Here is a 19,954-nt window from a genome sequence, read left to right as displayed (position 1 = left end):
GCCGACGGAAAAAGGCGGTGCCCCGGACCTTCCGCAGGTCCGGGGCACCGCCTTTTTCCGTCTCGTGCGCGTCAGCGCATCTTTCCGCCGCGCGGCATCTTCATGCCCTTCGGCATGGGGCCCTTCGGCAGCGGCATGTTGCTCATGAGGTCGCCCATCGCCCGCAGCCGGTCGTTGGCGGCCGTCACCTGGGGGCCGCTGAGCAGGCGGGGCAGCTTCAGCATCTTGGTGCGGACCTTCTTGAGCGGGACCTGGCCCTGCTCCTCGTCGTTGCCGACGACGATGTCCGTCACCGGCACGTCGACCAGGATGCGGGCCATCTTCTTCTTCTCGGCCGCGAGGAGGGGCTTCAGCCGGTTCGGGTTGCCTTCGCCGACCAGGACGATGCCCTGGCGGCCGACGGCCCGGTGCACCACGTCCTGGCTGCGGTTCATCGCGACCGCGGGGGTCACGGTCCAGCCGCGCCCGATGTTCTGCAGCACCGCCGCGGCGGCGCCCGGCTGTCCCTCCATCTGCCCGAAGGCCGCCCGCTCGGCGCGCCGCCCGAAGACGATCGCCATCGCCAGCAGCGCCAGCACGAAGCCCAGGATGCCCAGGTAGACCGGGTGTCCGATCAGGAAGCCGATACCGAGGAGGACACCGAGTACGACGATGCCCACGCCGGCCACGACGAGCCCGACCTTGGGGTCGGCCTTCCGGGTCATCTTGTACGTGAGGGCGATCTGCTTCAGTCGCCCGGGGTTCGCGGCGTCAGCGCCGCCCGTGTTTGCCTTCCTCGCCATGCCTTGAAGTCTACGTGGCCCGCGACGTCCGGCCAGACGCGGCCTCCAGGACGTGCTGGGCCTCGATGCGGTCCTTGGCGCGGCGGCGGTCCTCCAGGACGGCGGTCCAGGCGTTGCGCCGGGCGGTGCGCTGTCCGGCGCCCAGGAGCAGCGACTCGACGGCGCGCAGGGCGCCGGTGACGGAGGGGAGGGCGCGGGCGCGGAGGTGCGTCGGCGCGGCTGCGGCCGGCATGCGGGGTCCTCTCTCGGAAGCGGATGAGACGAGGTGGGGGGGAGTCATGGTGGCGGTGCGTGGAACCATGCTCACAGAACGGTGTTACCAGGGCATGACCCGGCGGTCAAACACTGATGAAAGCCCGGCGAGAGCGCCCGGACGGCGGAGCGGCCCGTACCGCCCCGCTGAACTGCGGAGCCGTACGGGCCGCTCTGCCCGACGTATTACTTCCCGGTAGTCACCTGTGCGGCGACTCACACGCGGCCACGGCCTCCAGGCCACCCGCGCGCGTGGCCTCAGACCGCCTGCACGGCCTCCACCGCCGCGCCGCGCTTCTCGATCGCCTGCTGGTACAGGCGGCCCGCGCGGTACGAGGAGCGGACCAGCGGGCCCGACATCACGCCGGAGAAGCCGATCTGGTCGGCCTCCTCCTTCAGCTCCACGAACTCCTGCGGCTTCACCCAGCGCTCGACGGGGTGGTGCCGGACGGAGGGGCGCAGGTACTGGGTGATGGTGATGAGCTCGCAGCCGGCGTCGTGCAGCTGCTTCAGCGCCTCGCTGACCTCCTCGCGGGTCTCGCCCATGCCGAGGATCAGGTTGGATTTCGTGACCAGACCGTAGTCGCGGGCCTGGGTGATGACGTCCAGGGAGCGCTCGTAGCGGAAGCCGGGGCGGATCCGCTTGAAGATCCGCGGCACCGTCTCCACGTTGTGCGCGAAGACCTCGGGGCGGGAGTCGAAGACCTCCTTGAGGAGCTCCGGCACCGCGTTGAAGTCGGGGGCGAGCAGCTCGACCTTGGTGCGGCCGGCGGCGCGCTCCGCGGTCTGCTGGTGGATCTGCCGGACGGTCTCCGCGTACAGCCAGGCGCCGCCGTCCTCCAGGTCGTCGCGGGCGACGCCGGTGATGGTGGCGTAGTTCAGGTCCATCGTGACGACGGACTCGCCCACGCGGCGCGGCTCGTCGCGGTCGAGGGCCTCCGGCTTGCCGGTGTCGATCTGGCAGAAGTCGCAGCGCCGGGTGCACTGGTCACCGCCGATGAGGAAGGTCGCCTCGCGGTCCTCCCAGCACTCGAAGATGTTGGGACAGCCCGCCTCCTGGCAGACCGTGTGCAGGCCCTCGCTCTTCACGAGGCTCTGCATCTTCGTGTACTCCGGACCCATCTTCGCGCGGGTCTTGATCCACTCGGGCTTGCGCTCGATGGGGGTCTGGGCGTTCCGGACCTCCAGGCGCAGCATCTTGCGTCCGTCGGGGGCGACTGCGGACACATCGGCTCCTGTAGCTTCGATTCTTCGGCGCACACCAGGGTACGCCCGTTGCTTCCATGCCTTGCTACGTCTGGCCAACCCGTGGCCAGAGCCCGGCATTCCTCAGGCGGACGCCGTCTCCACCGGCCGCTCGATCTCCCGCGGCTTCGGCTCCGCGTTCTCCAGCACGTCGCGCAGGTGCCGCTCCAGGACCGGGAGCACCTCGTCGATGGTGACGTCGCGGCCCAGCTCGTGGGCGAGGGAGGCGACGCCGGCGTCGCGGATGCCGCACGGGATGATCCGGTCGAACCAGGCGTTGTCCGGGTTCACGTTGAGGGCGAAGCCGTGCATGGTGACGCCCTTGGCGACGCGGATGCCGATCGCGGCCAGCTTGCGGTCCTCGCGGCGCTGGCCGGCGTTGGAGGGGGCGTACTCGGGGCCGTGCAGACGGGGGTCGAACTCCTCGTCGGTCAGCCGCGGGTCGAAGTCCAGCGAGAGGCCGCCGAGCGAGGGCCGCTCCTCGACCGGGTCGCCCAGCACCCAGACGCCGCTGCGCCCCTCGACGCGGGTGGTCGCCACGCCGAACTCGGCGGCGGTGCGGATCAGCGCCTCCTCCAGGCGGCGCACGTGCGCGACGACGTCCACCGGGCGGGGCAGCTTGAGGATCGGGTAGCCGACCAGCTGGCCGGGGCCGTGCCAGGTGATCTTGCCGCCGCGGTCGACGTCGATGACCGGGGTCCCGTCGAGCGGGCGCTCGCTGTCCTGGGTGCGCCGTCCGGCCGTGTACACCGGCGGGTGCTCCAGGAGCAGACAGGTGTCGCCGATCTCGTCGGCGAACCGCGCGGCGTGCACCTCGCGCTGCTTGTCCCAGGCCACCTGGTAGTCGACGGCGTCCTCGCCGAAGCCCAGGCGGACGAATTGCAGCTCACTCACGGCCATGCCTCCTCCTGGGTGCCCGCGGCCGGGTTCCGGGGATCGTCCCGGGGCGGGAGCCGGCCCGGCACCCTGCGTCTTACGCGCCCCTGCCACTGTACGGCGACCCCGCGCGAACGTTCGGGGCAGGTGGAGGCGCACCCGTGGTGAGGGCCGTGAGGGCCGCCGGGTCAGCGGCGGGTGGCAACGGGGGTTCCGGTTCCTCACACGATCGGATGAATGTGGGGCGAAGTGGGCGGTACGGGCCGGGATGACCGCTACATTCACGCCGTTCCATGAGGGTCGAGACGGGTCGCGACCTGCGCCCGGAAGGCAGGAGACCGCACAGCCGATGACGGAACGACCACCGCAGCGCGTCCCGAACCGCCAGCTCGCCGCGCTCATCGCCGAAGCCGGCTTCTCCCACGCGGGTCTCGCCAGAAGGGTGGACCAGCTGGGCCTGGAGCACGGGCTCGACCTGCGGTACGACAAGACCTCCGTGACCCGCTGGCTGCGCGGCCAGCAGCCCCGCGGCACCACGCCCGCCCTGATCGCCGAGGTCTTCACCCGCCGTCTCGGCCGCCGGCTCTCCGCCCAGGACCTCGGCCTCGACGCCTGCGCGCCGGTCTACGCCGGACTGGAGTTCGCCGCCACCCCCGAGGAGGCCGTGGACATCGTCAGCGGCCTCTGGCGCAAGGACTCCGGCAGCCACGCCGAACTCCGCAAGATCGCCTTCACCCCCGCCGGCCTCGTCGTCCCCAGCCGCGACTGGCTGATCGGCCGCGCCGACGACCGGGTCGCCCGCGGCGAGCCCGCCGCCCCCGTGCCCGTGGTCCGCCCCGGCGGGACCGGCGGCGGACCGGTCCGCGCGATCGGCACCGGCACCGACCCCCGGGTGCCCCCGCAGGGCCGGTACTCCGTCCCCCGCCAGCGCGGCACCGAGCGCGGCCCCGGCCAGCGCGTCACCGGCGGCGACATCGCCGCCCTCCGCTCCGTCGGCGACCTCTTCCGCACCCTCGACCACGCCTACGGCGGCGGCCACGCCCGCCAGGCCCTCGTCCGCTACCTGGAGCACGAGGCCGAGCCGATGCTCCGCGGCACCTACGGCGAGGCCACCGGCCGGCGCCTCTTCGCCGCCGCCGCCGACCTCACCCGGCTCGCCGGCTGGACCTCGTACGACATCGCCGCCCACGGCCTCGCCCAGCGCTACTTCGTGCAGGCGCTGCGGCTCGCCCAGGCCGCCGGGGACCGCGCCTACGGCTCGTACGTGCTCCTCACCATGAGCTGCCAGGCCGTCTACCTCGGCCACGGACGGGAGGCCGTGCAGCTCGCCCGGGTCGCCCAGCAGGGCGTCGGCTCCTCCGCGCCGCCCGTCGTCCAGGCGATGCTGCACGCCGTCGAGGCCCGCGGCCACGCCGTCCTCTCCGAGGCCCGCGCGTGCAGCGCCGCCCTGGTCCGCGCCGAGCGGGCCCTGGAGGCCGCCCGGCCCGGCGACGAGGTGCCGCCGTGGGCCCGCGCCTTCGACGAGGCCCAGCTCGCCGACGAGCTGGGCCACTGCCACCGCGACCTCCAGCAGTACCGCCCCGCCGCCCAGCACGCCGAGCGCGCCCTCCAGCTCCGCGCCCCCGGCTACGCCCGCAGCCGGCTCTTCTGCCGGGTCGTCCTCGCCACCGCCCGGCTCGCCCTCGGCGAGCTGGACCAGGCGTGCGCGCTGGGCGCCGAGGCCGCCCAGCAGGCCGCCGAGATGCGCTCGGCCCGCGCGATCGAGTACGTCCGCGACTTCGAGCGCCGCCTGGAGCCCTACCGGGACGCCCCGCCCGTCCGCACCTACCGCGACCGCGTCGCCGCCCTCGGCTGACCCCCGCCGCGCCCGGGCGGCGACGGCCTACGCGGCCTCCTCCTCCGTCTCCTCCACGGCCGGCGGGCGCAGCCCCAGGTCGGTCAGGACGGCCCCGGCGGCGCGCTCCCCGGTGCCCAGCGTCGAGCGCAGGGTGCCCGCCCCCCGGTGGTCGCCGCACACGTACAGACCCGCGAGCAGCCGCACCGAACGGCACGGGTCGTGCGCCGGGGGAGTGGCGAGCACCGCGTCCCGGGTGTGGTGGAGGGCCAGCAGCTCCCACTCGTCCGTGGACGTGCCGTACAGCGCCGCCAGGTGCTTGCGCACCCGCCGCTCGGTGTCGTCCGGCGGCGTCCCGAGGACCGTCGAGGTGATCAGCGGCCGGCCCGCCGGCGCCCGCGCCGGGTCCACCGCGCTCATCACCGCCGTGTGCGCCACCGGACCGCCCGGGTCCGACTCCAGCAGCAGCGCCGGCTCGGCCGTGGGCGCCACCGGCGCCGTGTGGTGCAGCACCGTCACCGGGTGGTACGCGGGCACCCGCAGGCCCGGCAGCAGCCCGGCCGCCGTCCGCGCCCCCGTCGCCAGCACCACCGCCCGGCAGCCGAACGTGCCGTGCTCGGCCGTGCCCACCCGTGCCGCCGACACGTCCGTGACCCGCACCCCCGTCCGTACCGTGCCCGCCGGCAGCGCCGCCGCCAGCCGCTCCGGGAGCGCCGCCGCGCCGCCCTCCGGCACCGACACCCGGCCGCGCGCGAAGGCCCGCAGCGCCAGGTCGGCCCGCCGGCTCGACACCGCCAGGTCCGGGTCGGCGAGGAGGGCCGCGACCAGGGGCCGCAGCACGGTCTGGACGGTCCGCGCGGGCAGCCGGCCCGACAGCGCCTCCCGCGCGGTGCGCTCCGGCCGGGCGAGCAGCCGCTGGGTCGGCGTCGCCGCGAGCCGGACCAGCGAGGCGCCCAGCCGGGCCTGGTCCAGCGAGGCCGCCGGATGCCGGGGGGCGCTCGCGAGGGCGCGCGCCACGGTGAGCGCGCCCCTCCGGTTGCGGGGGTGCGGGGCGCCCCAGCGGGCGTACCGGCCGTCGGTGTGGACCAGGACCCCGGGCGCGAAGGGGCGCGAGGTCACGCCGTCGAGCCCCGGCAGGGCCCGCAGCTCCTCCGGCGCGAGGGTGAGCAGCCGGCCCACCCGGTCGAGCCGGAAGCCGTCGGTCTCGCCGGTGGCGTGCCGGCCGCCGACGAACGGCTCGGCCTCCAGGACCGCGACCGAGAGGCCCGCGCCGGTCAGCCGCCGGGCCGCCGTGAGCCCGGCGATCCCGGCGCCGACGACGACCACGTCGACCTCGTCCGTGTGCGGTGTCCGTCCTGCCCGCTGTGCGCTGCGTGCGGTACTGAGCACGTGCCCCTCCCCAGGTCTGCGCCGCCTGTTGGGGGCCTATGCCCCCAACCGGCCCCCGGAATGCCCGAGTTCGCGATCCGTGTCGACTGGTGGGCACCGAGGGTAGGCAGCGCTCCCACCGCCCGGCGCCCGCGCGCGGCGGGCTTGCCGGAGCACGGGGGAGCGCAGGGAGCGCAAAGGCCCCGCGGGGAGCGGCGGTTCAGTCGGCGGCGGCCCGGATCGCGGCGTCGATGGTGGGGAAGGCGAAGGTGAAGCCGGAGGAGAGCAGCCGGCCCGGCAGCACCCGCTGGCTGCCGAGGACGTCGGCCGCGAAGTCGCCGAGGACGAGCCGCAGCGCGGGCGCGGGGACCGGGAAGGGGGTCGGGCGGCGCAGCACCCGGCCCATGGCGGCGGTCACCTCGCGGTTGGTGACCGGTTCCGGCGCGGTCAGGTTCACCGGCCCGGAGAGCCCCGGTGTGTCCATCAGGTGCCGCAGCGCGGCGACCTCGTCGTGGAGCGAGATGAACGACCAGTACTGGCCGCCGTCGCCCAGCCGCCCGCCGAGCCCGGCCCGGAAGACGGGGAAGAGCCGCCCCCAGGCGCCGCCCTGACGGGCCACCACCAGTCCGGTGCGGGCGTACGTCACCCGGATCCCGGCGTCCTCGGCGGGGGCGGCGGCGGCCTCCCACTCGACGCAGACCGACGGCAGGAAGCCGCTGCCGGCCGGGGCGCTCTCGTCGACCGCGCGGCTGCCGGTGTCGCCGTACCAGCCGAGGGCGGTGCCGCAGACCAGCGTCTCCGGCGGCTCGGCGAGTCCGGCGAGGGTGCGGGCGATCGCGGTGGTGCCGAGCACCCGGCTGTCCCGGATCTCCTTCTTGTACGCCTCGGTCCAGCGGCGCTCGCCGACGCCGGCGCCCGCCAGGTGCACGACCGCGTCGACGCCGACGAGCCCGGCGCCGTCCACGTACAGCCGCTTCGGGTCCCACTCGACCTCGTCGGCGGTCCTCGCGGGGCGGCGGACGAGCCGCAGGACGTCGTGTCCGTCGGCGCGCAGGGAGCGGACGAGGGCGGCGCCGATCAGGCCGGAGGCCCCGGTGACGGCGACGCGCTTGCGGAGGGCGGAAGGCTGCATGGTCCCATCCTGCCCGGTGCGGGGGCGGGCGTGGCAGAGTGGCCGGCATGACCGCGCCGGACCGTCTCGTCATCCGCACCGCCGTCCCGGACGACGCCGAGCCGCTGGGCCGGCTGGACCGGGCGACCTGGTCGCCGCTGCACGCGGTGGCGCCCGCGCCGGCGGAGCCGTACCCGCCGTTCTTCGACGAGCGGCACCGGCCGGAGGACCACCTCGTCGCCGAGCGCGACGGCGCCCTGCTGGGGTACGTGCGGGTGGGGCGGCCCACGCCGCTCCCCTCAAACGCGCACGTCCGGCAGATCCAGGGCCTCGCCGTCGCCGACGCGGCGCGGGGCCGGGGGGTGGGCCGGGCGCTGCTGCGGGCGGCCCTGGCGAAGGCGGCGGCCGACGGCGCCACCCGGATCACCCTGCGCGTCCTCGGCCACAACGGCCCGGCCCGCGCCCTCTACGAGGCGGAGGGCTTCACCGTCGAAGGGGTCCTGCCCGGCGAGTTCGTCCTCGACGGCGAGCCCGCCGACGACGTCCAGATGGGCCGCTCACTCCCTTAGCCGGCGGTCCACAGCGTCACCCCGCCCATCAGTTCGCGCAGGCAGCGCAGGGCGAGGGCGGCCGGGGAGCCGGGGCCCTCCACGGGGGCGTCGGACTCGGCCCAGCTCTCCAGCGCGACGCGGATCGCGTCGGTGGCCGCCGCCGCGGCCAGCCGCACCTCCAGCGGGTCGGCGTCCGGCCCGGCGAGCGCCGCCAGGACCTCGCGGAGCCGTTCCTCGGACTCCTGGTTGACCCGGTACCAGACCGCCCGCAGCGCCGGGTCCTCGGCCGAGGCGCGCAGCAGCCCCCGGGTCCAGCGCAGTCCCTCCGCGGCGGCCTCGTCCGCCGGGGTGAGGGAGGCGGCGATCGAGCCCTCCAGGGCGGCGGCCAGGGGGGTGCCGGGGGCGGTGGCGGCGAGCGATTCCCGCCAGCGGTCGCCGCCGCCCGCGAGGAGCGGGGCGACGGCGTCCTGCTTGGAGCGGAAGTAGCGGTAGAAGGTGCGCAGCGCGACCCCGGACCGCTGGGCGATGGACTCGGCGGTGGTGCCGTCCGGCCCGTGCTCGGTGAAGAGCTCGGCCGCCGCGCGGGCGATGTCCAGCTGGGTGGCGGCCTTGCGGCGCTGGGTCAGGGAGGGCGTCACGGGGGCGGGCTCGGATCGCTTGGTCACCGTACGAGGGTACGCGCCGGATGCCGGACCCGCATGACGTGCACGTGTGGCAAAACGTGCCACCGAGGCGTACGGTGGCAGCGATTCCGACACGAGCCCGACACCGAGAGGCCGCCGCCATGAACCAGCTCACCCGTTACGAGAACCGCCGCGCCCTGGTCACCGGCGGCGGCTCCGGCATCGGCCAGGCCACCGTCCTGCGCATGCTCGCCGAGGGCGGCCGGGTCGTCGCCGCCGACATCAGCGAGGACGGCCTGAAGGACACCGCCGCCAAGGCGGGCGACGCGGCCGGCCGCCTCACCACCGTGGTCGTGAACGTCGCCGACGAGGAGTCCGTCCGGGCCGGCGTCGCCGCCGCCGTCACCGCCCTCGGCGGCCTCGACGTGCTGGTCAACGCGGCCGGCGTGCTCCGCTCCTCGCACACCCACGAGACCAGCCTCGACGCCTTCGAGCAGGTGCTCCGGATCAACCTCACCGGCACCTTCCTCATGATCCGCGAGGCGATCCCGGCGCTCCTGGAGGGCGACGGCCCCGCCGTCGTGAACTTCTCCTCCACCTCGGCGATGTTCGCCCACCCCTACATGGCGGCCTACGCGGCCAGCAAGGGCGGCATCCAGTCCATGACCCACGCCCTCGCCGCCGAGTACGCGAAGCAGGGCATCCGCTTCACCGCCGTCCAGCCCGGCTCCATCTCCTCCGGCATGACCGACGGCTCCGGCGCCAGCAAGCAGTCCATGGGCCCCGGCCTCCCCGCCGACGCCGACATGACGCTCTTCATGAAGCTCGCCCCCGCCCTCGGCCAGGGCTTCGCCGGCCCCGAGACCGTCGCCGGCGTCGTCGCGATGCTCGCCTCCGAGGACGGCCGCTTCATCACCGGCACCGAGGTCCGCGTCGACGGCGGCACCCACTTCTGACCGGACCGCCCGCGGTTCGGGCCCCGCCCCGGCGACCCCGCCGGCCCCCGGCGGTCAGGGCCTGAACCGCTCCCACAGCCGGGGCAGCCGGGCCGCCAGGGCCTCCTCGTCCGCCAGGTCCAGCGGCACGCCCTCCGGCTCCCCGTCCGGCATCACGAGCCCCAGATCCGGCGTCTCCGTCCCGGTCAGCGTCTCGTACGCCTCGTCCGCCGCGAACCCCAGCTCCTCGCCGTCCCCGTCCAGCTCCGGATCGAACGCGTCCAGCAGCTCCGCCAGCTCGTCCGGATCGGCGACACCGCCCTCGTACACCTCCCGGCCCTGGCCGATCAGCCAGCAGCGGAAGGCGTCGAACCCCTCCTCGACGGCACCCGCCCCGTCCAGCAGCACCACCGCCGCGCCCCACACGTCCCAGTGGTACGCGCGGTTGAACCGGGCCTCGAAGTGGCGCGCGTAGTCCAGCACCGTCTCCGGATCCAGCCGGGTCAGCCGCTCCACGAGCAGGTCCGCCTGCTCCTCGGCGTCGCCCTCGGCCTCCTCGCGGGTGGCGTCGATGATCTCCCAGAACTCGGTCTCGTCCATCACGGCACCAGCATCGGGTCTCCCCGCCCGCGACGCACCCGGAAAATCCGATTCCATCCAGACAGAAGATGTCGGGTATTCCTGCCAGCCTGGTCGGCATGACCCACGAAACGAAGCCGCTGCACGGCCGGATCTGCCTGGTCGCCGGAGCCACCCGGGGGGCCGGACGGGCCATCGCCGTCCAGCTCGGCACCGCCGGCGCCACCGTCTACGTCACCGGCCGCACCACCCGCGACAAGGTCAGCGAGGTCGGCCGCGCCACCGAGACCATCGAGGAGACCGCCGAGCTGGTGACCGCCGCCGGCGGCGAGGGGATCGCCGTCCCCACCGACCACCTGGAGCCCGAGCAGGTCCGCGCCCTCGTCGACCGGATCGACCGCGAGCGCGGCCGGCTCGACGTCCTCGTCAACGACGTCTGGGGCGGCGAACACCTCCTCATCGACACCTTCGGCAAGCGCACCTGGGACATCGACCTCACCAGCGGCCTGCGGATGCTCGAACTCGGCGTCCGCACCCACCTCGTCACCTCGCACACCGCCCTGCCGCTGCTCAACCGGCACCCCGGCGGCCTCGTCGTCGAGGTCACCGACGGCACCACCGCCTACAACGGCACCCACTACCGCGAGAACCTCTTCTACGACCTCGCCAAGAACGCCCCCCTCCGGATGGCCTTCGGCCTCGCGAAGGAACTCGCCGACAGCGGCGGCACCGCCGTCTCCGTCAGCCCCGGCTGGCTCCGCTCCGAGCAGATGCTCGCCCACTTCGGCGTCACCGAGGACAACTGGCGCGACGCGGTGAAGCAGCTCCCCGACTTCGCCGTCTCCGAGTCGCCGGTCTACGTCGGACGGGCCGTCGCCGCCCTCGCCGCCGACCCCGACCGCGCCCGCTGGAACGGACAGTCCCTCGACAGCGGCCGGCTCGCCAGGGAGTACGGCTTCACCGACGCGGACGGCTCCCGCCCCGACTCCTGGGGCTTCATCCTGGCCAAGGAGTCCGACCCGGCCACCCGGGTCGAGGACTACCGGTAGACCGCGGACCGCTCACCGCCCGAAGGCGCCCGGTCCGTCAACCGGGGACCTGGGAGACCGTCACCGGAACGAGTGATCGCCTCCTTCCGGGAATCCGCTCCACCGCTGGTCAGACGCCGACCCTCACCCGTTCGGAGCTGATCATGAGCGGGCTACGGTGCCGCCGCCGGACGCGTTCACCGCCTCCGGCGGAAGCGTTTCGACATCGGACCGGGAGCAGGACGCGTGACAGTGAGCGAGCAGCGGGTCGTCCCCGCGGAAGCGGCGGACGCCCCGCCGCGGGTCCTCCAGGGGATGACGGCCGTCGTCACCGGGGGCTCCGCCGGCCTGGGCCGGCACCTGGCGGAAGGATTCCTCGCCGCGGGTGCCCGGGTCGTCTGCGGAGCGCGCGCCGTGCGCGAGGCCGCCGACCTGGTGGCCGGGCACGAGGACCGGGCCGCGTTCGTCCCCACCGACGTGCGCGACCCCGCGTCGCTGCGCCGGCTGATGGACGAGACGGCCGAGCGCTTCGGCGGCATCGACATCGTCGTGGCGAACGCCGGGATCACCCGCAACGGCCTCGTCACCCGCCTCGCCCCGGACGACTGGCGCGCGGTCATGAGCACCAACGTGGACGGCGTCTTCCACACCGTGCAGGCCGCGCTGCCGCACCTGCGGGCCGGCGGCACCGTGCTCACGGTCTCCTCGGCGATGGCGACCCGGGCCATGCCGGGGGCCGGCGCCTACGCCACCTCCAAAGCGGCCGTCGAGGCGTTCACCCGCTGCTGCGCGGTGGAGCTCGCCGGACGCGGCATCCGGGTCAACTGCCTGTCGCCCGGCGTGCTCGGCGTCGGCATGGGCGAGATCGTCGGCGCCGACGAACGGCTGCGCGCGCTCTACTGGCCGCGGATGCTCGCCGGCCGCGCCGGCACCGCGCGGGAAGCGGTCGACGCGGCCGTGTTCCTGGTCAGCCCGGCCGCCTCGTACGTCAACGGACACGTCTTCGAGGTCAACGGGGGGCTGATGTGACGGTCCGGGTGACGTACGACGCGGACGTGGCCTGGCTGTACCTCGACCGGCCCCCGCTGAACCTCTTCGACACGGCCCTCCAGCACGCCGCCGAGCGGGCCCTCCACGAGGTGCGCGCCCGCCCCGGACTGCGGGCCGTGGTGTTCACCGGAGCCCGCGAGCACTTCTCGGCCGGCGGCGACGTCAAGGAGATGGGCACGCTGACGGCCGATGCGGCCACCGCGTACGCGGAACGCATCAGCCGGCTCACCCGCGAGGTCGCCGCCCTGCCGGTGCCGGTGGTCGCCGCGGTGCGCGGGTACGCGCTCGGCGGCGGCTGCGAGCTGGCGCTCGCCGCCGACTTCCGGCTCTGCGCGCCCGACGCGCGCTTCGGACTGCCGGAGACCCCGCTCGGGCTCATCCCCGGGGCCGGCGGCACCCAGCGGCTGCCCCGCCTCGTCGGGATTTCCCGGGCCAAGGACATCGTCTTCTCCGGACGGCAGGTCGACGCCGCCGAGGCCGGCCGGATCGGGCTGGTGGACCAGGTCGTGCCCGCCGCTGACCTTCCCGGCGCCGTCACACGGTGGCTGGCCCGCTACACCGCGCACCCCGGCCCGGCCGTCGCGGCCGCGAAGCAGGCGATCGACGCGTCCTGGGAGGGCCCGCTCACCGAGGGCCTCGACCTCGAACGCGCTCTGTTCGCACCGCTCCTCGCCCACGGCGAGCGCACCCGGCACTTCCAGGGCTTCCAGAAGGTCCCGGCCCCCACCCCCTCCTGACCCCCGCCGCCCCGCACCCCTCCTCCGACACGAGGCCCGACGCATGCCGACCGCACCCTCCCCCCTCTCCTTCCCATACGCCATCACCGGCGCCCACACCACCCTCGGACCGGTGATCACCATGGACACCTGGGCCAAGCTCGCGCAGGTCCCCGACCGCCGCCGCCCCGGCGACGCGCTCGACGGCGCCTTCATCACCCGGCTCCTCGGCGTGGAGGGGGAAGAGCTGGGGACCGGACCAGTTCGCCACCCCCGAAGCCGTCGCCGCCACCGCCCGGGCCGCGCTCGACAGCGCCGGCCTCGACGCGCGCGACGTCACCGCCGTCGTGGTCGTCACCTGCAACCCGTACCAGACCCTCCTCGACCAGGACGCCTTCCGGCTGATGCGGCTCCTGGGCATCGAGGACCACGTACCGCCCCTGCAACTCGGCGCGGGCTGTGCCGGCCTGGCGCGCGCCGCCGCGCTGGTGGCCGGTCTCGCCGCCGAGCGGGCGCTCGTCATCGCGTACAGCGTCCCCAGCCGGATCAGCTTCGACGCGGACGGCTCGATGCTCCCCGCGTACCTGGACAACGCCGTCCATCCGTACGGGAAGAACCTCTGGGCGAGCCCGGCGCTGTTCTCCGACGCCGCGGCGGCGATGGTCCTGGAGCGGGACGAGGACGTCGACGGGCTGGTGCTGTACTCCCGCGACAGCCGGTCGTTCGGGGACGGCCCCGGCGTCGACGACCCGCTGATCCACTTCCTGGGCGGCGGCACCGAGTGCCCGTCCGGCGCACCCGGCTCCGCCGAACTGTCGTGCTTCGGCATGAACGCGCCCGAGATCGCCCGCTACTACAGCGGCGGAATGATGCTCAACCACGAGGCCCTGGAGGCCGCCCGCCCCGGATACCTCGACGGGGTGCGCCGCCTCTACACGCACCAGGCCAACCCGGAGCTGGTGGACGCGTTCCTGCGGCACACCGGCCTGCCGCCCGAGCGCGCCCCCAGCAACGTGCGCGCGCTCGGCAACACCGTCTCGCCGTCCACGCTGGCGCTCCTCCACGCCGACCGGGAACAGGGCGGCCTCGCGTACGGCGACCGGGTCTGCTTCTCCGTCGTCGGATCGGGTCCGGAACGCGGCGCCTTCCTCGCCCCGGTCCGTATCCCCGCCCTCGCCGGCACCCCCTGACCGGGCGGCCGGGCGCGACGGCCCGGTGCGCTCACCGGTACCGCTCGGCCGCCGCGCGGGCCGCCTCGGCGAACCGCGCGCGCAGGGAGGCGGGGGCCACCACCTCCGCCTCCGGGCCCAGCCCGAAGAGCTGCCCGAAGGCGACCTCCTCGTTCTCCACCCGGAGCGTCGCCGTCACCCGGCCGTCCTCCTCCCGCACCGCGCCCGCCAGCGCCTCCTCCGCCGCCGCCCGGTCCGTCACGTACGGCAGCCGCCGCGCCCCCGCCTCCGTCAGCCGCACCACCACCTCGGCGCGCAGCAGCGAGCGCGCGAACTCCGCGGCGCGCTCCGCCCAGAAGACGTCCAGCGCGAACCCCGGATCGCGGTCGAACCGCTCCTCGCCCACCGCCACCGCCGTGAACCGGTCCACCCGGTAGGTGCGGAACGAACCGCCCGCGCGGGCGCACACGTACCAGACGCCCGCCTTCAGCACGAGCCCGTACGGCTCCAGCTCCCGCTCGACCTCCTCGCCGCCCCGCCGCCGGTAGCGCGCCGACAGCCGGCGGTCGTCCCAGACCGCCTCCGCCACCGCCGGCAGCAGCTCCGGCGTCTCCGGCTCCTGGTACCAGCCCGGCGCGTCCAGGTGGAAGCGGCGGGCCGCCGAACCCGGCGCGTCCGCCAGCGACGGCAGCAGCGCCGCCGACACCTTCAGCCGGGCCGCCGAGGCCGCGTCCTGGAGCCCCATGTCCCGCAGCGCGCCCGGCAGTCCGGACAGGAACAACGCCTCCGCCTCGTCCTTGGCGAGCCCGGTCAGCCGCGTGCGGTACCCGCCGACCAGCCGGTACCCGCCGGTCCTGCCCCGGTCCGCATACACGGGAACCCCCGCCTCCGAGAGGGCGAGGGCATCACGCGTGACGGTCCGCTCCGACACCTCCAGCTCGGCGGCGAGCTCGGCCGCCGTCATGGAGGCACGGTTCTGGAGCAGCAGGACCATCTTGATGAGTCGGGCGGCGCGCATGACTCCCATCATGCGCGCCGCCTCTGACATCGGACCCTTACAGGCCGTAGCGCTCGCGCGCCTCCTTCACCGCGGTGGCCGGGACCTCGCCGCGGCGGGCGAGCTGGGCCAGGGCGGCGGCCACGATCGACTGGGCGTCGACACCGAAGTGGCGGCGGGCCGCGGCGCGGGTGTCCGAGAGGCCGAAGCCGTCGGCGCCCAGCGACGAGTAGTCCTGCTCGACCCACTGCGCGATCTGGTCCGGGACCTGGCGCATGTAGTCGGAGACCGCCAGGACCGGCGACTCGACGCCCGCGAGCGCCTGGCGCAGGTACGGGACCCGCTCCTCGCCGCGCAGCAGGGCGGCGTCCGCCTCCAGCGCGTCGCGGCGCAGCTCGGTCCAGGAGGTGGCGGACCACACGTCGGCGGCCACGCCCCACTCCTCGGCGAGCAGCTTCTGCGCCTCCAGCGCCCAGTGGATCGCGGTGCCCGAGCCGAGCAGCTGGATCCGCGGCGCGTTCGCGGGCACGGTGAGACCGGCCGACTCGGCGGTGTTGAAGCGGTACAGGCCCTTGACGATGCCCTCGTCGACGCCTGCGTGGCCCGGCTTGGCCGGCTGCGGCATCGGCTCGTTGTAGACCGTCAGGTAGTAGAAGACGTCCTGGTCCTCGCCCGGCGCGGCCTCGCCGTACATCCGGCGCAGACCCTCCTTGACGATGGCCGCGACCTCGTAGGCGAACGCCGGGTCGTAGGTCAGCGCCGCCGGGTTGGTGGCCGCGATGACGGGGGAGTGGCCGTCGGCGTGCTGGAGGCCCTCACCGGTCAGGGTGGTGCGGCCGGCGGTGGCGCCGACGAGGAAGCCGCGGCCGAGCTGGTCGCCGAGCTGCCACATCTGGTCGGCGGTCCGCTGCCAGCCGAACATCGAGTAGAAGATGTAGAACGGGATCATCGTCTCGCCGTGCGTCGCGTACGACGTGGAGGCGGCGATGAAGTCGGCCATCGAGCCGGCCTCGGTGATGCCCTCGTTCAGGATCTGGCCGTTGACGGCCTCCTTGTAGTACATCAGCTGGTCGCGGTCGACCGGCTCGTACGTCTGGCCCTTCGGCGAGTAGATGCCGAGCGACGGGAACAGCGACTCCATGCCGAAGGTGCGGGCCTCGTCCGGGACGATCGGGACCCAGCGCTTGCCGGTCTCCTTGTCGCGGACCAGGTCCTTCACCAGCCGGACGAAGGCCATCGTGGTGGCGACCGACTGCGAGCCGGAGCCCTTGTCGAAGGAGGCGAACGCCTTCTCGGACGGGGCCGGCAGCGGCGCGACCGGGTGGACGCGGCGGGCCGGGGCGGGGCCGCCGAGGGCCGCGCGGCGCTCCTGGAGGTAGCGGACCTCGGGGGAGTCGGCGCCCGGGTGGCCGTAGGGCACCACACCGTCGACGAACTGCGCGTCCGAGATCGGCAGCTCAAGAAGGTCACGCATGTTCTTGAACTCGTCCGTCGTCAGCTTCTTCATCTGGTGGTTCGCGTTCTTCGACGCGAAGCCCTCACCCAGGGTGAAGCCCTTGACGGTCTGCGCCAGGATCACGGTCGGCGCGCCCTTGAACTCCAGGGCGGCCTTGTACGCGGCGTACACCTTGCGCGGCTCGTGGCCACCGCGCGAGAGGTGGAAGCACTCCAGGATCTTGTCGTCGGAGAGCAGCTGCGCCATCGCGGCGAGCTCCGGGTCCTTGCCGAAGAAGTCCTGGCGGATGTAGGCGGCGTCGCGGGTCTGGTACGTCTGGACCTGCGCGTCCGGCACCTCGCGGAGGCGGCGGACGAGGGCGCCGGTGGTGTCGAGCGCGAAGAGCTCGTCCCAGGCGTTGCCCCACAGGGTCTTGACGACGTTCCAGCCGGCGCCGCGGAACTGGGCCTCCAGCTCCTGCACGATCTTGAAGTTGGCGCGGACCGGGCCGTCGAGGCGCTGCAGGTTGCAGTTGATGACGAAGGTCAGGTTGTCCAGGCCCTCGCGGGCCGCCAGCGCGAGGGCGGCGGTCGACTCGGGCTCGTCCATCTCGCCGTCGCCGAGGAAGGCCCAGACGTGCGAGGACGAGACGTCCTTGATGCCGCGGTTCGTCAGGTAGCGGTTGAAGCGCGCCTGGTAGATCGCGGAGAGCGGGCCGAGGCCCATGGAGACGGTGGGGAACTCCCACAGCCAGGGCAGGCGGCGCGGGTGCGGGTAGGAGGGCAGGCCGTTGCCGCCGGACTCCTGCCGGAAGTTGTCGAGGTGCGACTCGTTCAGGCGGCCGTCGAGGAAGGCGCGGGCGTAGATGCCGGGGGAGGCGTGGCCCTGGATGTAGAGCTGGTCGCCGGAGCCGGCGGCCTCGCCGGACTCCTTGCCCTTGAAGAAGTGGTTGAAGCCGGTCTCGTAGAGCCAGGCCGCGGAGGCGAAGGTGGCGATGTGGCCGCCGACGCCGTGCTTGGAGCCGCGGGTGACCATCGCGGCCGCGTTCCAGCGGTTCCACGCGGTGATCTTCCGCTCCATCTCCTCGTCGCCGTCGATGACGGGCTCGGCGGAGGTGGGGATGGTGTTGAGGTAGTCCGTCTCCAGCAGCTTGGGCAGGGCCAGGCCCGCGCCCTCGGCGTGCTGGAGGGTGCGGCGCATCAGGTAGGCGGCCCGGTGGGGGCCGGCGGCCTTGGTGACGGCGTCCAGGGAGGCCGCCCACTCGGCGGTCTCCTCGGTGTCACGGTCCGGGAGCTGGTCGAGCTCGCTCGGAATCTTGCCTACGGGATCGGTCATGATCGCCGCCTTCCGGACAGATGGGGGTGGAGATAAAAACGGGGGGCCTTGTCTGGCAGGACAGGGCGGCGGGCCGGGTGACGGCCCGCCGAAGACTGTAAACCGCCGATCGATGATCGATCAAAGGGTTGAAGCCGGAAACCTCTTCAGATCGAGAAAGTCGGCACAGGGTGCCGCGAAAAGGGGCACCGGGTGCCGACTTTTCGAACGCCCCGAGAACGCCCCGAAAACACCGGAAGCCCCGCCGAAGCGGGGCTCTGACCTGTGCGGACGCTCACGCGCGGGGTGCGCAGCCCAGCACGTGCGCCTTCACCAGGGCCCCGATGTTCGGATCGCCCCGGCGGAACGCCTCCACCAGCTCCTGGTGCTCCTCGGCGTACGACTTCTGCACCGTCCCCAGCCAGCGGATCGACAGGGCGGTGAACACCTCGATGCCCAGGCCCTCCCAGGTGTGCAGCAGCACCCCGTTCCCGGCCGCCTTCACCAGCTCCCGGTGGAAGCCCACCGTGTGCCGCACCTGCGCCGTGCCGTCGGAGGTGGCGTCCGCCTCGTACAGCGCCGCCACGTGCGGCTCCAGCGCCGAGCAGTCGGCCGAGAGCCGGGGCGCAGCCAGCTCGGCCGCGATCTGCTCCAGGCCGGCCCGCACCGGGTAGCTCTCCTCCAGGTCGGCCGCCGTGAGATTGCGCACCCGGACGCCCTTGTTCGGCGCCGACTCGATCAGCCGCAGCGACTCCAGCTCCCGCAGCGCCTCGCGCACCGGGGTCTGGGAGACCTCCAGCTCGGTCGCGATCCGGCGCTCCACGATCCGCTCGCCCGGCTTCCAGCGGCCGCTGACGATCCCCTCCACGATGTGCTCGCGGATCTGCTCGCGCAGCGAGTGGACGACGGGGACGGTCATGGAGCGGCTCCTCCGGGAGTTTCGTGACCCTTAGACAATACGGCGGTGTCCCCGCCCGGACACACATCCGGACGGGGACACCGCTGGTGAGGCTCGTTACGTTGCCTCGCGGGCGCACAGCGCCCTCGGGAGCCTTACAGGCCGAGGTCCACCTCGAACTCGCCGGCCTCCAGGATCGCCTTGACGGCCGTCAGGTAGCGGGCGGCGTCGGCGCCGTCCACCAGACGGTGGTCGTACGACAGCGACAGGTAGGTCATGTCGCGGATGCCGATGACCGTGCCCTCGGCGGTCTCGATGACGGCCGGACGCTTCACCGTGGCACCGATGCCCAGGATGGCGACCTGGTTCGGCGGAACGATGACGGTGTCGAACAGGGCGCCGCGCGAACCGGTGTTGGAGATGGTGAAGGTCGCGCCCGAGAGCTCGTCCGGCGTGATCTTCGAGGCGCGCACCTTGCCCGCCAGGTCCGCCGTGGCCTTGGAGATGCCGGCGATGTTGAGGTCGCCCGCACCCTTGATGACCGGGGTCATCAGGCCCTTCTCGGAGTCCACCGCGATACCGATGTTCTCGGAGTCGAAGTAGGTGATCGTGCCCTCGTCCTCGTTGATCCGGGCGTTGATGACCGGGTGGGCCTTCAGCGCCTGGGCCGCCGCCTTCACGAAGAACGGCATCGGGGAGAGCTTGACGCCCTCGCGGGCCGCGAACGCGTCCTTGGCGCGGGCGCGCAGCTGCATCAGCTTGGTGATGTCGACCTCGACGACCGTGGTCAGCTGGGCCTGGCCGTGCAGCGCCTTCATCATGTTGTCGCCGATGACCTTGCGCATGCGGGTCATCTTGACGGTCTGGCCGCGGAGCGGGGAGACCTCCAGGGCCGGAGCGGCCTTCGCCGGGGCGGCGGCCGGGGCAGCGGCGGCGGCGGGGGCCGCGGCGGCCTTCTTGGCCTCGGCGGCGGCGAGGACGTCCTGCTTGCGGATGCGACCGCCGACGCCGGAGCCCTGGACGGTCGCCAGGTCGACACCGTTCTCGGTGGCGAGCTTGCGGACCAGCGGGGTCACGTAGGCGCCGTCCTCCGCCGGAGCGGCGGCGGGCGCGGCCGGGGCGGCGGCGGCCGGGGCCGGGGTCACCGGGGCCGGGGCGGCCGCGGGGGCGGCCGGAGCGGCCGGGGCGGGC

At 74.1% G+C, this 19,954-nt stretch carries 19 protein-coding genes; 7 read left to right on the top strand and 12 right to left on the bottom strand.

From position 1 onward, the window contains the following. Nucleotides 1-71: 71 nt before the first annotated feature. The 4 genes from ACFVQZ_RS36080 to lipB all read right to left on the bottom strand — a co-directional run bounded on the left by ACFVQZ_RS36080 (nt 72) and on the right by lipB (nt 3,173). Complete coding sequence (locus ACFVQZ_RS36080; RefSeq protein ID WP_030496770.1) at nt 72-782, bottom strand: DUF4191 domain-containing protein; 711 nt, start codon at nt 780-782, stop codon at nt 72-74. Nucleotides 783-792: 10 nt separating this feature from the next. Next, the gene (locus ACFVQZ_RS36075) at nt 793-1,014 is read right to left on the bottom strand and encodes a hypothetical protein (protein WP_030496771.1); all 222 of its coding nucleotides are present in this window, start codon (nt 1,012-1,014) and stop codon (nt 793-795) included. Nucleotides 1,015-1,292: 278 nt separating this feature from the next. Next, complete coding sequence (gene lipA / locus ACFVQZ_RS36070) at nt 1,293-2,261, bottom strand: lipoyl synthase (RefSeq protein WP_383629117.1); 969 nt, start codon at nt 2,259-2,261, stop codon at nt 1,293-1,295. A 102-nt stretch (nt 2,262-2,363) separates the two neighbouring features. Then, on the bottom strand, nt 2,364-3,173 hold the full coding sequence (lipB, locus tag ACFVQZ_RS36065; protein ID WP_030496773.1) for a lipoyl(octanoyl) transferase LipB: 810 nt from the start codon (nt 3,171-3,173) through the stop codon (nt 2,364-2,366). 331 nt (nt 3,174-3,504) lie between these two features. Between lipB and ACFVQZ_RS36060 the strand changes: the two genes are divergently transcribed. Continuing rightward, on the top strand, nt 3,505-5,010 hold the full coding sequence (locus tag ACFVQZ_RS36060; RefSeq protein WP_030496774.1) for a hypothetical protein: 1,506 nt from the start codon (nt 3,505-3,507) through the stop codon (nt 5,008-5,010). A 27-nt stretch (nt 5,011-5,037) separates the two neighbouring features. Here the strand turns inward: ACFVQZ_RS36060 and ACFVQZ_RS36055 are convergent, their stop codons facing one another. Continuing rightward, nucleotides 5,038-6,378: an NAD(P)/FAD-dependent oxidoreductase gene (locus ACFVQZ_RS36055; protein WP_383629114.1), complete on the bottom strand. Its 1,341-nt coding sequence runs from the start codon at nt 6,376-6,378 to the stop codon at nt 5,038-5,040. A 199-nt stretch (nt 6,379-6,577) separates the two neighbouring features. Next, nucleotides 6,578-7,489, bottom strand: a complete 912-nt coding sequence (locus tag ACFVQZ_RS36050; protein ID WP_383629112.1) for a TIGR01777 family oxidoreductase — start codon at nt 7,487-7,489, stop codon at nt 6,578-6,580. Between the two features lie 47 nt (nt 7,490-7,536). Between ACFVQZ_RS36050 and ACFVQZ_RS36045 the strand changes: the two genes are divergently transcribed. After that, complete coding sequence (locus tag ACFVQZ_RS36045; RefSeq protein WP_383629110.1) at nt 7,537-8,037, top strand: GNAT family N-acetyltransferase; 501 nt, start codon at nt 7,537-7,539, stop codon at nt 8,035-8,037. Here the strand turns inward: ACFVQZ_RS36045 and ACFVQZ_RS36040 are convergent. Continuing rightward, nucleotides 8,034-8,684, bottom strand: coding sequence for a TetR/AcrR family transcriptional regulator (locus tag ACFVQZ_RS36040; protein WP_383629109.1), 651 nt, complete (start codon nt 8,682-8,684; stop codon nt 8,034-8,036). The genes ACFVQZ_RS36045 and ACFVQZ_RS36040 overlap by 4 nt on opposite strands. 119 nt (nt 8,685-8,803) lie before the next feature. Between ACFVQZ_RS36040 and ACFVQZ_RS36035 the strand changes: the two genes are divergently transcribed. Next, on the top strand, nt 8,804-9,598 hold the full coding sequence (locus tag ACFVQZ_RS36035) for an SDR family NAD(P)-dependent oxidoreductase (protein ID WP_383629107.1): 795 nt from the start codon (nt 8,804-8,806) through the stop codon (nt 9,596-9,598). Nucleotides 9,599-9,652: 54 nt separating this feature from the next. Here ACFVQZ_RS36035 and ACFVQZ_RS36030 read toward each other — a convergent pair whose 3' ends face one another. Next, on the bottom strand, nt 9,653-10,177 hold the full coding sequence (locus ACFVQZ_RS36030) for a DUF4240 domain-containing protein (protein ID WP_383629119.1): 525 nt from the start codon (nt 10,175-10,177) through the stop codon (nt 9,653-9,655). A gap of 98 nt (nt 10,178-10,275) precedes the next feature. Between ACFVQZ_RS36030 and ACFVQZ_RS36025 the strand changes: the two genes are divergently transcribed. From ACFVQZ_RS36025 to ACFVQZ_RS36010, 4 genes are all read left to right on the top strand, one after another. Then, nucleotides 10,276-11,205: an SDR family oxidoreductase gene (locus ACFVQZ_RS36025; protein WP_383629105.1), complete on the top strand. Its 930-nt coding sequence runs from the start codon at nt 10,276-10,278 to the stop codon at nt 11,203-11,205. Nucleotides 11,206-11,430: 225 nt separating this feature from the next. Next, the gene (locus ACFVQZ_RS36020; RefSeq protein ID WP_321193246.1) at nt 11,431-12,213 is read left to right on the top strand and encodes an SDR family oxidoreductase; all 783 of its coding nucleotides are present in this window, start codon (nt 11,431-11,433) and stop codon (nt 12,211-12,213) included. Beyond that, nucleotides 12,210-12,971 (top strand): enoyl-CoA hydratase/isomerase family protein, encoded by a 762-nt coding sequence (locus ACFVQZ_RS36015; RefSeq protein WP_383629103.1) that lies wholly within the window; start codon nt 12,210-12,212, stop codon nt 12,969-12,971. The genes ACFVQZ_RS36020 and ACFVQZ_RS36015 overlap by 4 nt, the downstream gene beginning before the upstream one ends. A gap of 326 nt (nt 12,972-13,297) precedes the next feature. Beyond that, complete coding sequence (locus tag ACFVQZ_RS36010; protein WP_030496783.1) at nt 13,298-14,140, top strand: 3-oxoacyl-[acyl-carrier-protein] synthase III C-terminal domain-containing protein; 843 nt, start codon at nt 13,298-13,300, stop codon at nt 14,138-14,140. Between the two features lie 31 nt (nt 14,141-14,171). Here ACFVQZ_RS36010 and ACFVQZ_RS36005 read toward each other — a convergent pair whose 3' ends face one another. From ACFVQZ_RS36005 to sucB, 4 genes are all read right to left on the bottom strand, one after another. Then, nucleotides 14,172-15,137 carry a WYL domain-containing protein gene (locus tag ACFVQZ_RS36005; RefSeq protein WP_030496784.1) on the bottom strand — a complete coding sequence of 322 codons (966 nt, stop codon included), beginning with the start codon at nt 15,135-15,137 and terminating at the stop codon, nt 14,172-14,174. A 37-nt stretch (nt 15,138-15,174) separates the two neighbouring features. After that, nucleotides 15,175-17,886, bottom strand: coding sequence for a pyruvate dehydrogenase (acetyl-transferring), homodimeric type (gene aceE, locus ACFVQZ_RS36000; RefSeq protein WP_383629100.1), 2,712 nt, complete (start codon nt 17,884-17,886; stop codon nt 15,175-15,177). A gap of 274 nt (nt 17,887-18,160) precedes the next feature. Continuing rightward, nucleotides 18,161-18,784, bottom strand: coding sequence for a GntR family transcriptional regulator (locus ACFVQZ_RS35995; protein WP_030496786.1), 624 nt, complete (start codon nt 18,782-18,784; stop codon nt 18,161-18,163). Between the two features lie 134 nt (nt 18,785-18,918). Then, a partial coding sequence (gene sucB / locus ACFVQZ_RS35990) for a 2-oxoglutarate dehydrogenase, E2 component, dihydrolipoamide succinyltransferase (protein ID WP_383629098.1) occupies nt 18,919-19,954 on the bottom strand: 1,036 nt, incomplete at its 5' end.

Source organism: Streptomyces sp. NPDC057854, from assembly GCF_042797055.1.
GTDB lineage: Bacteria > Actinomycetota > Actinomycetes > Streptomycetales > Streptomycetaceae > Streptomyces.
This window is presented reverse-complemented; position numbering and strand designations above follow the sequence as displayed.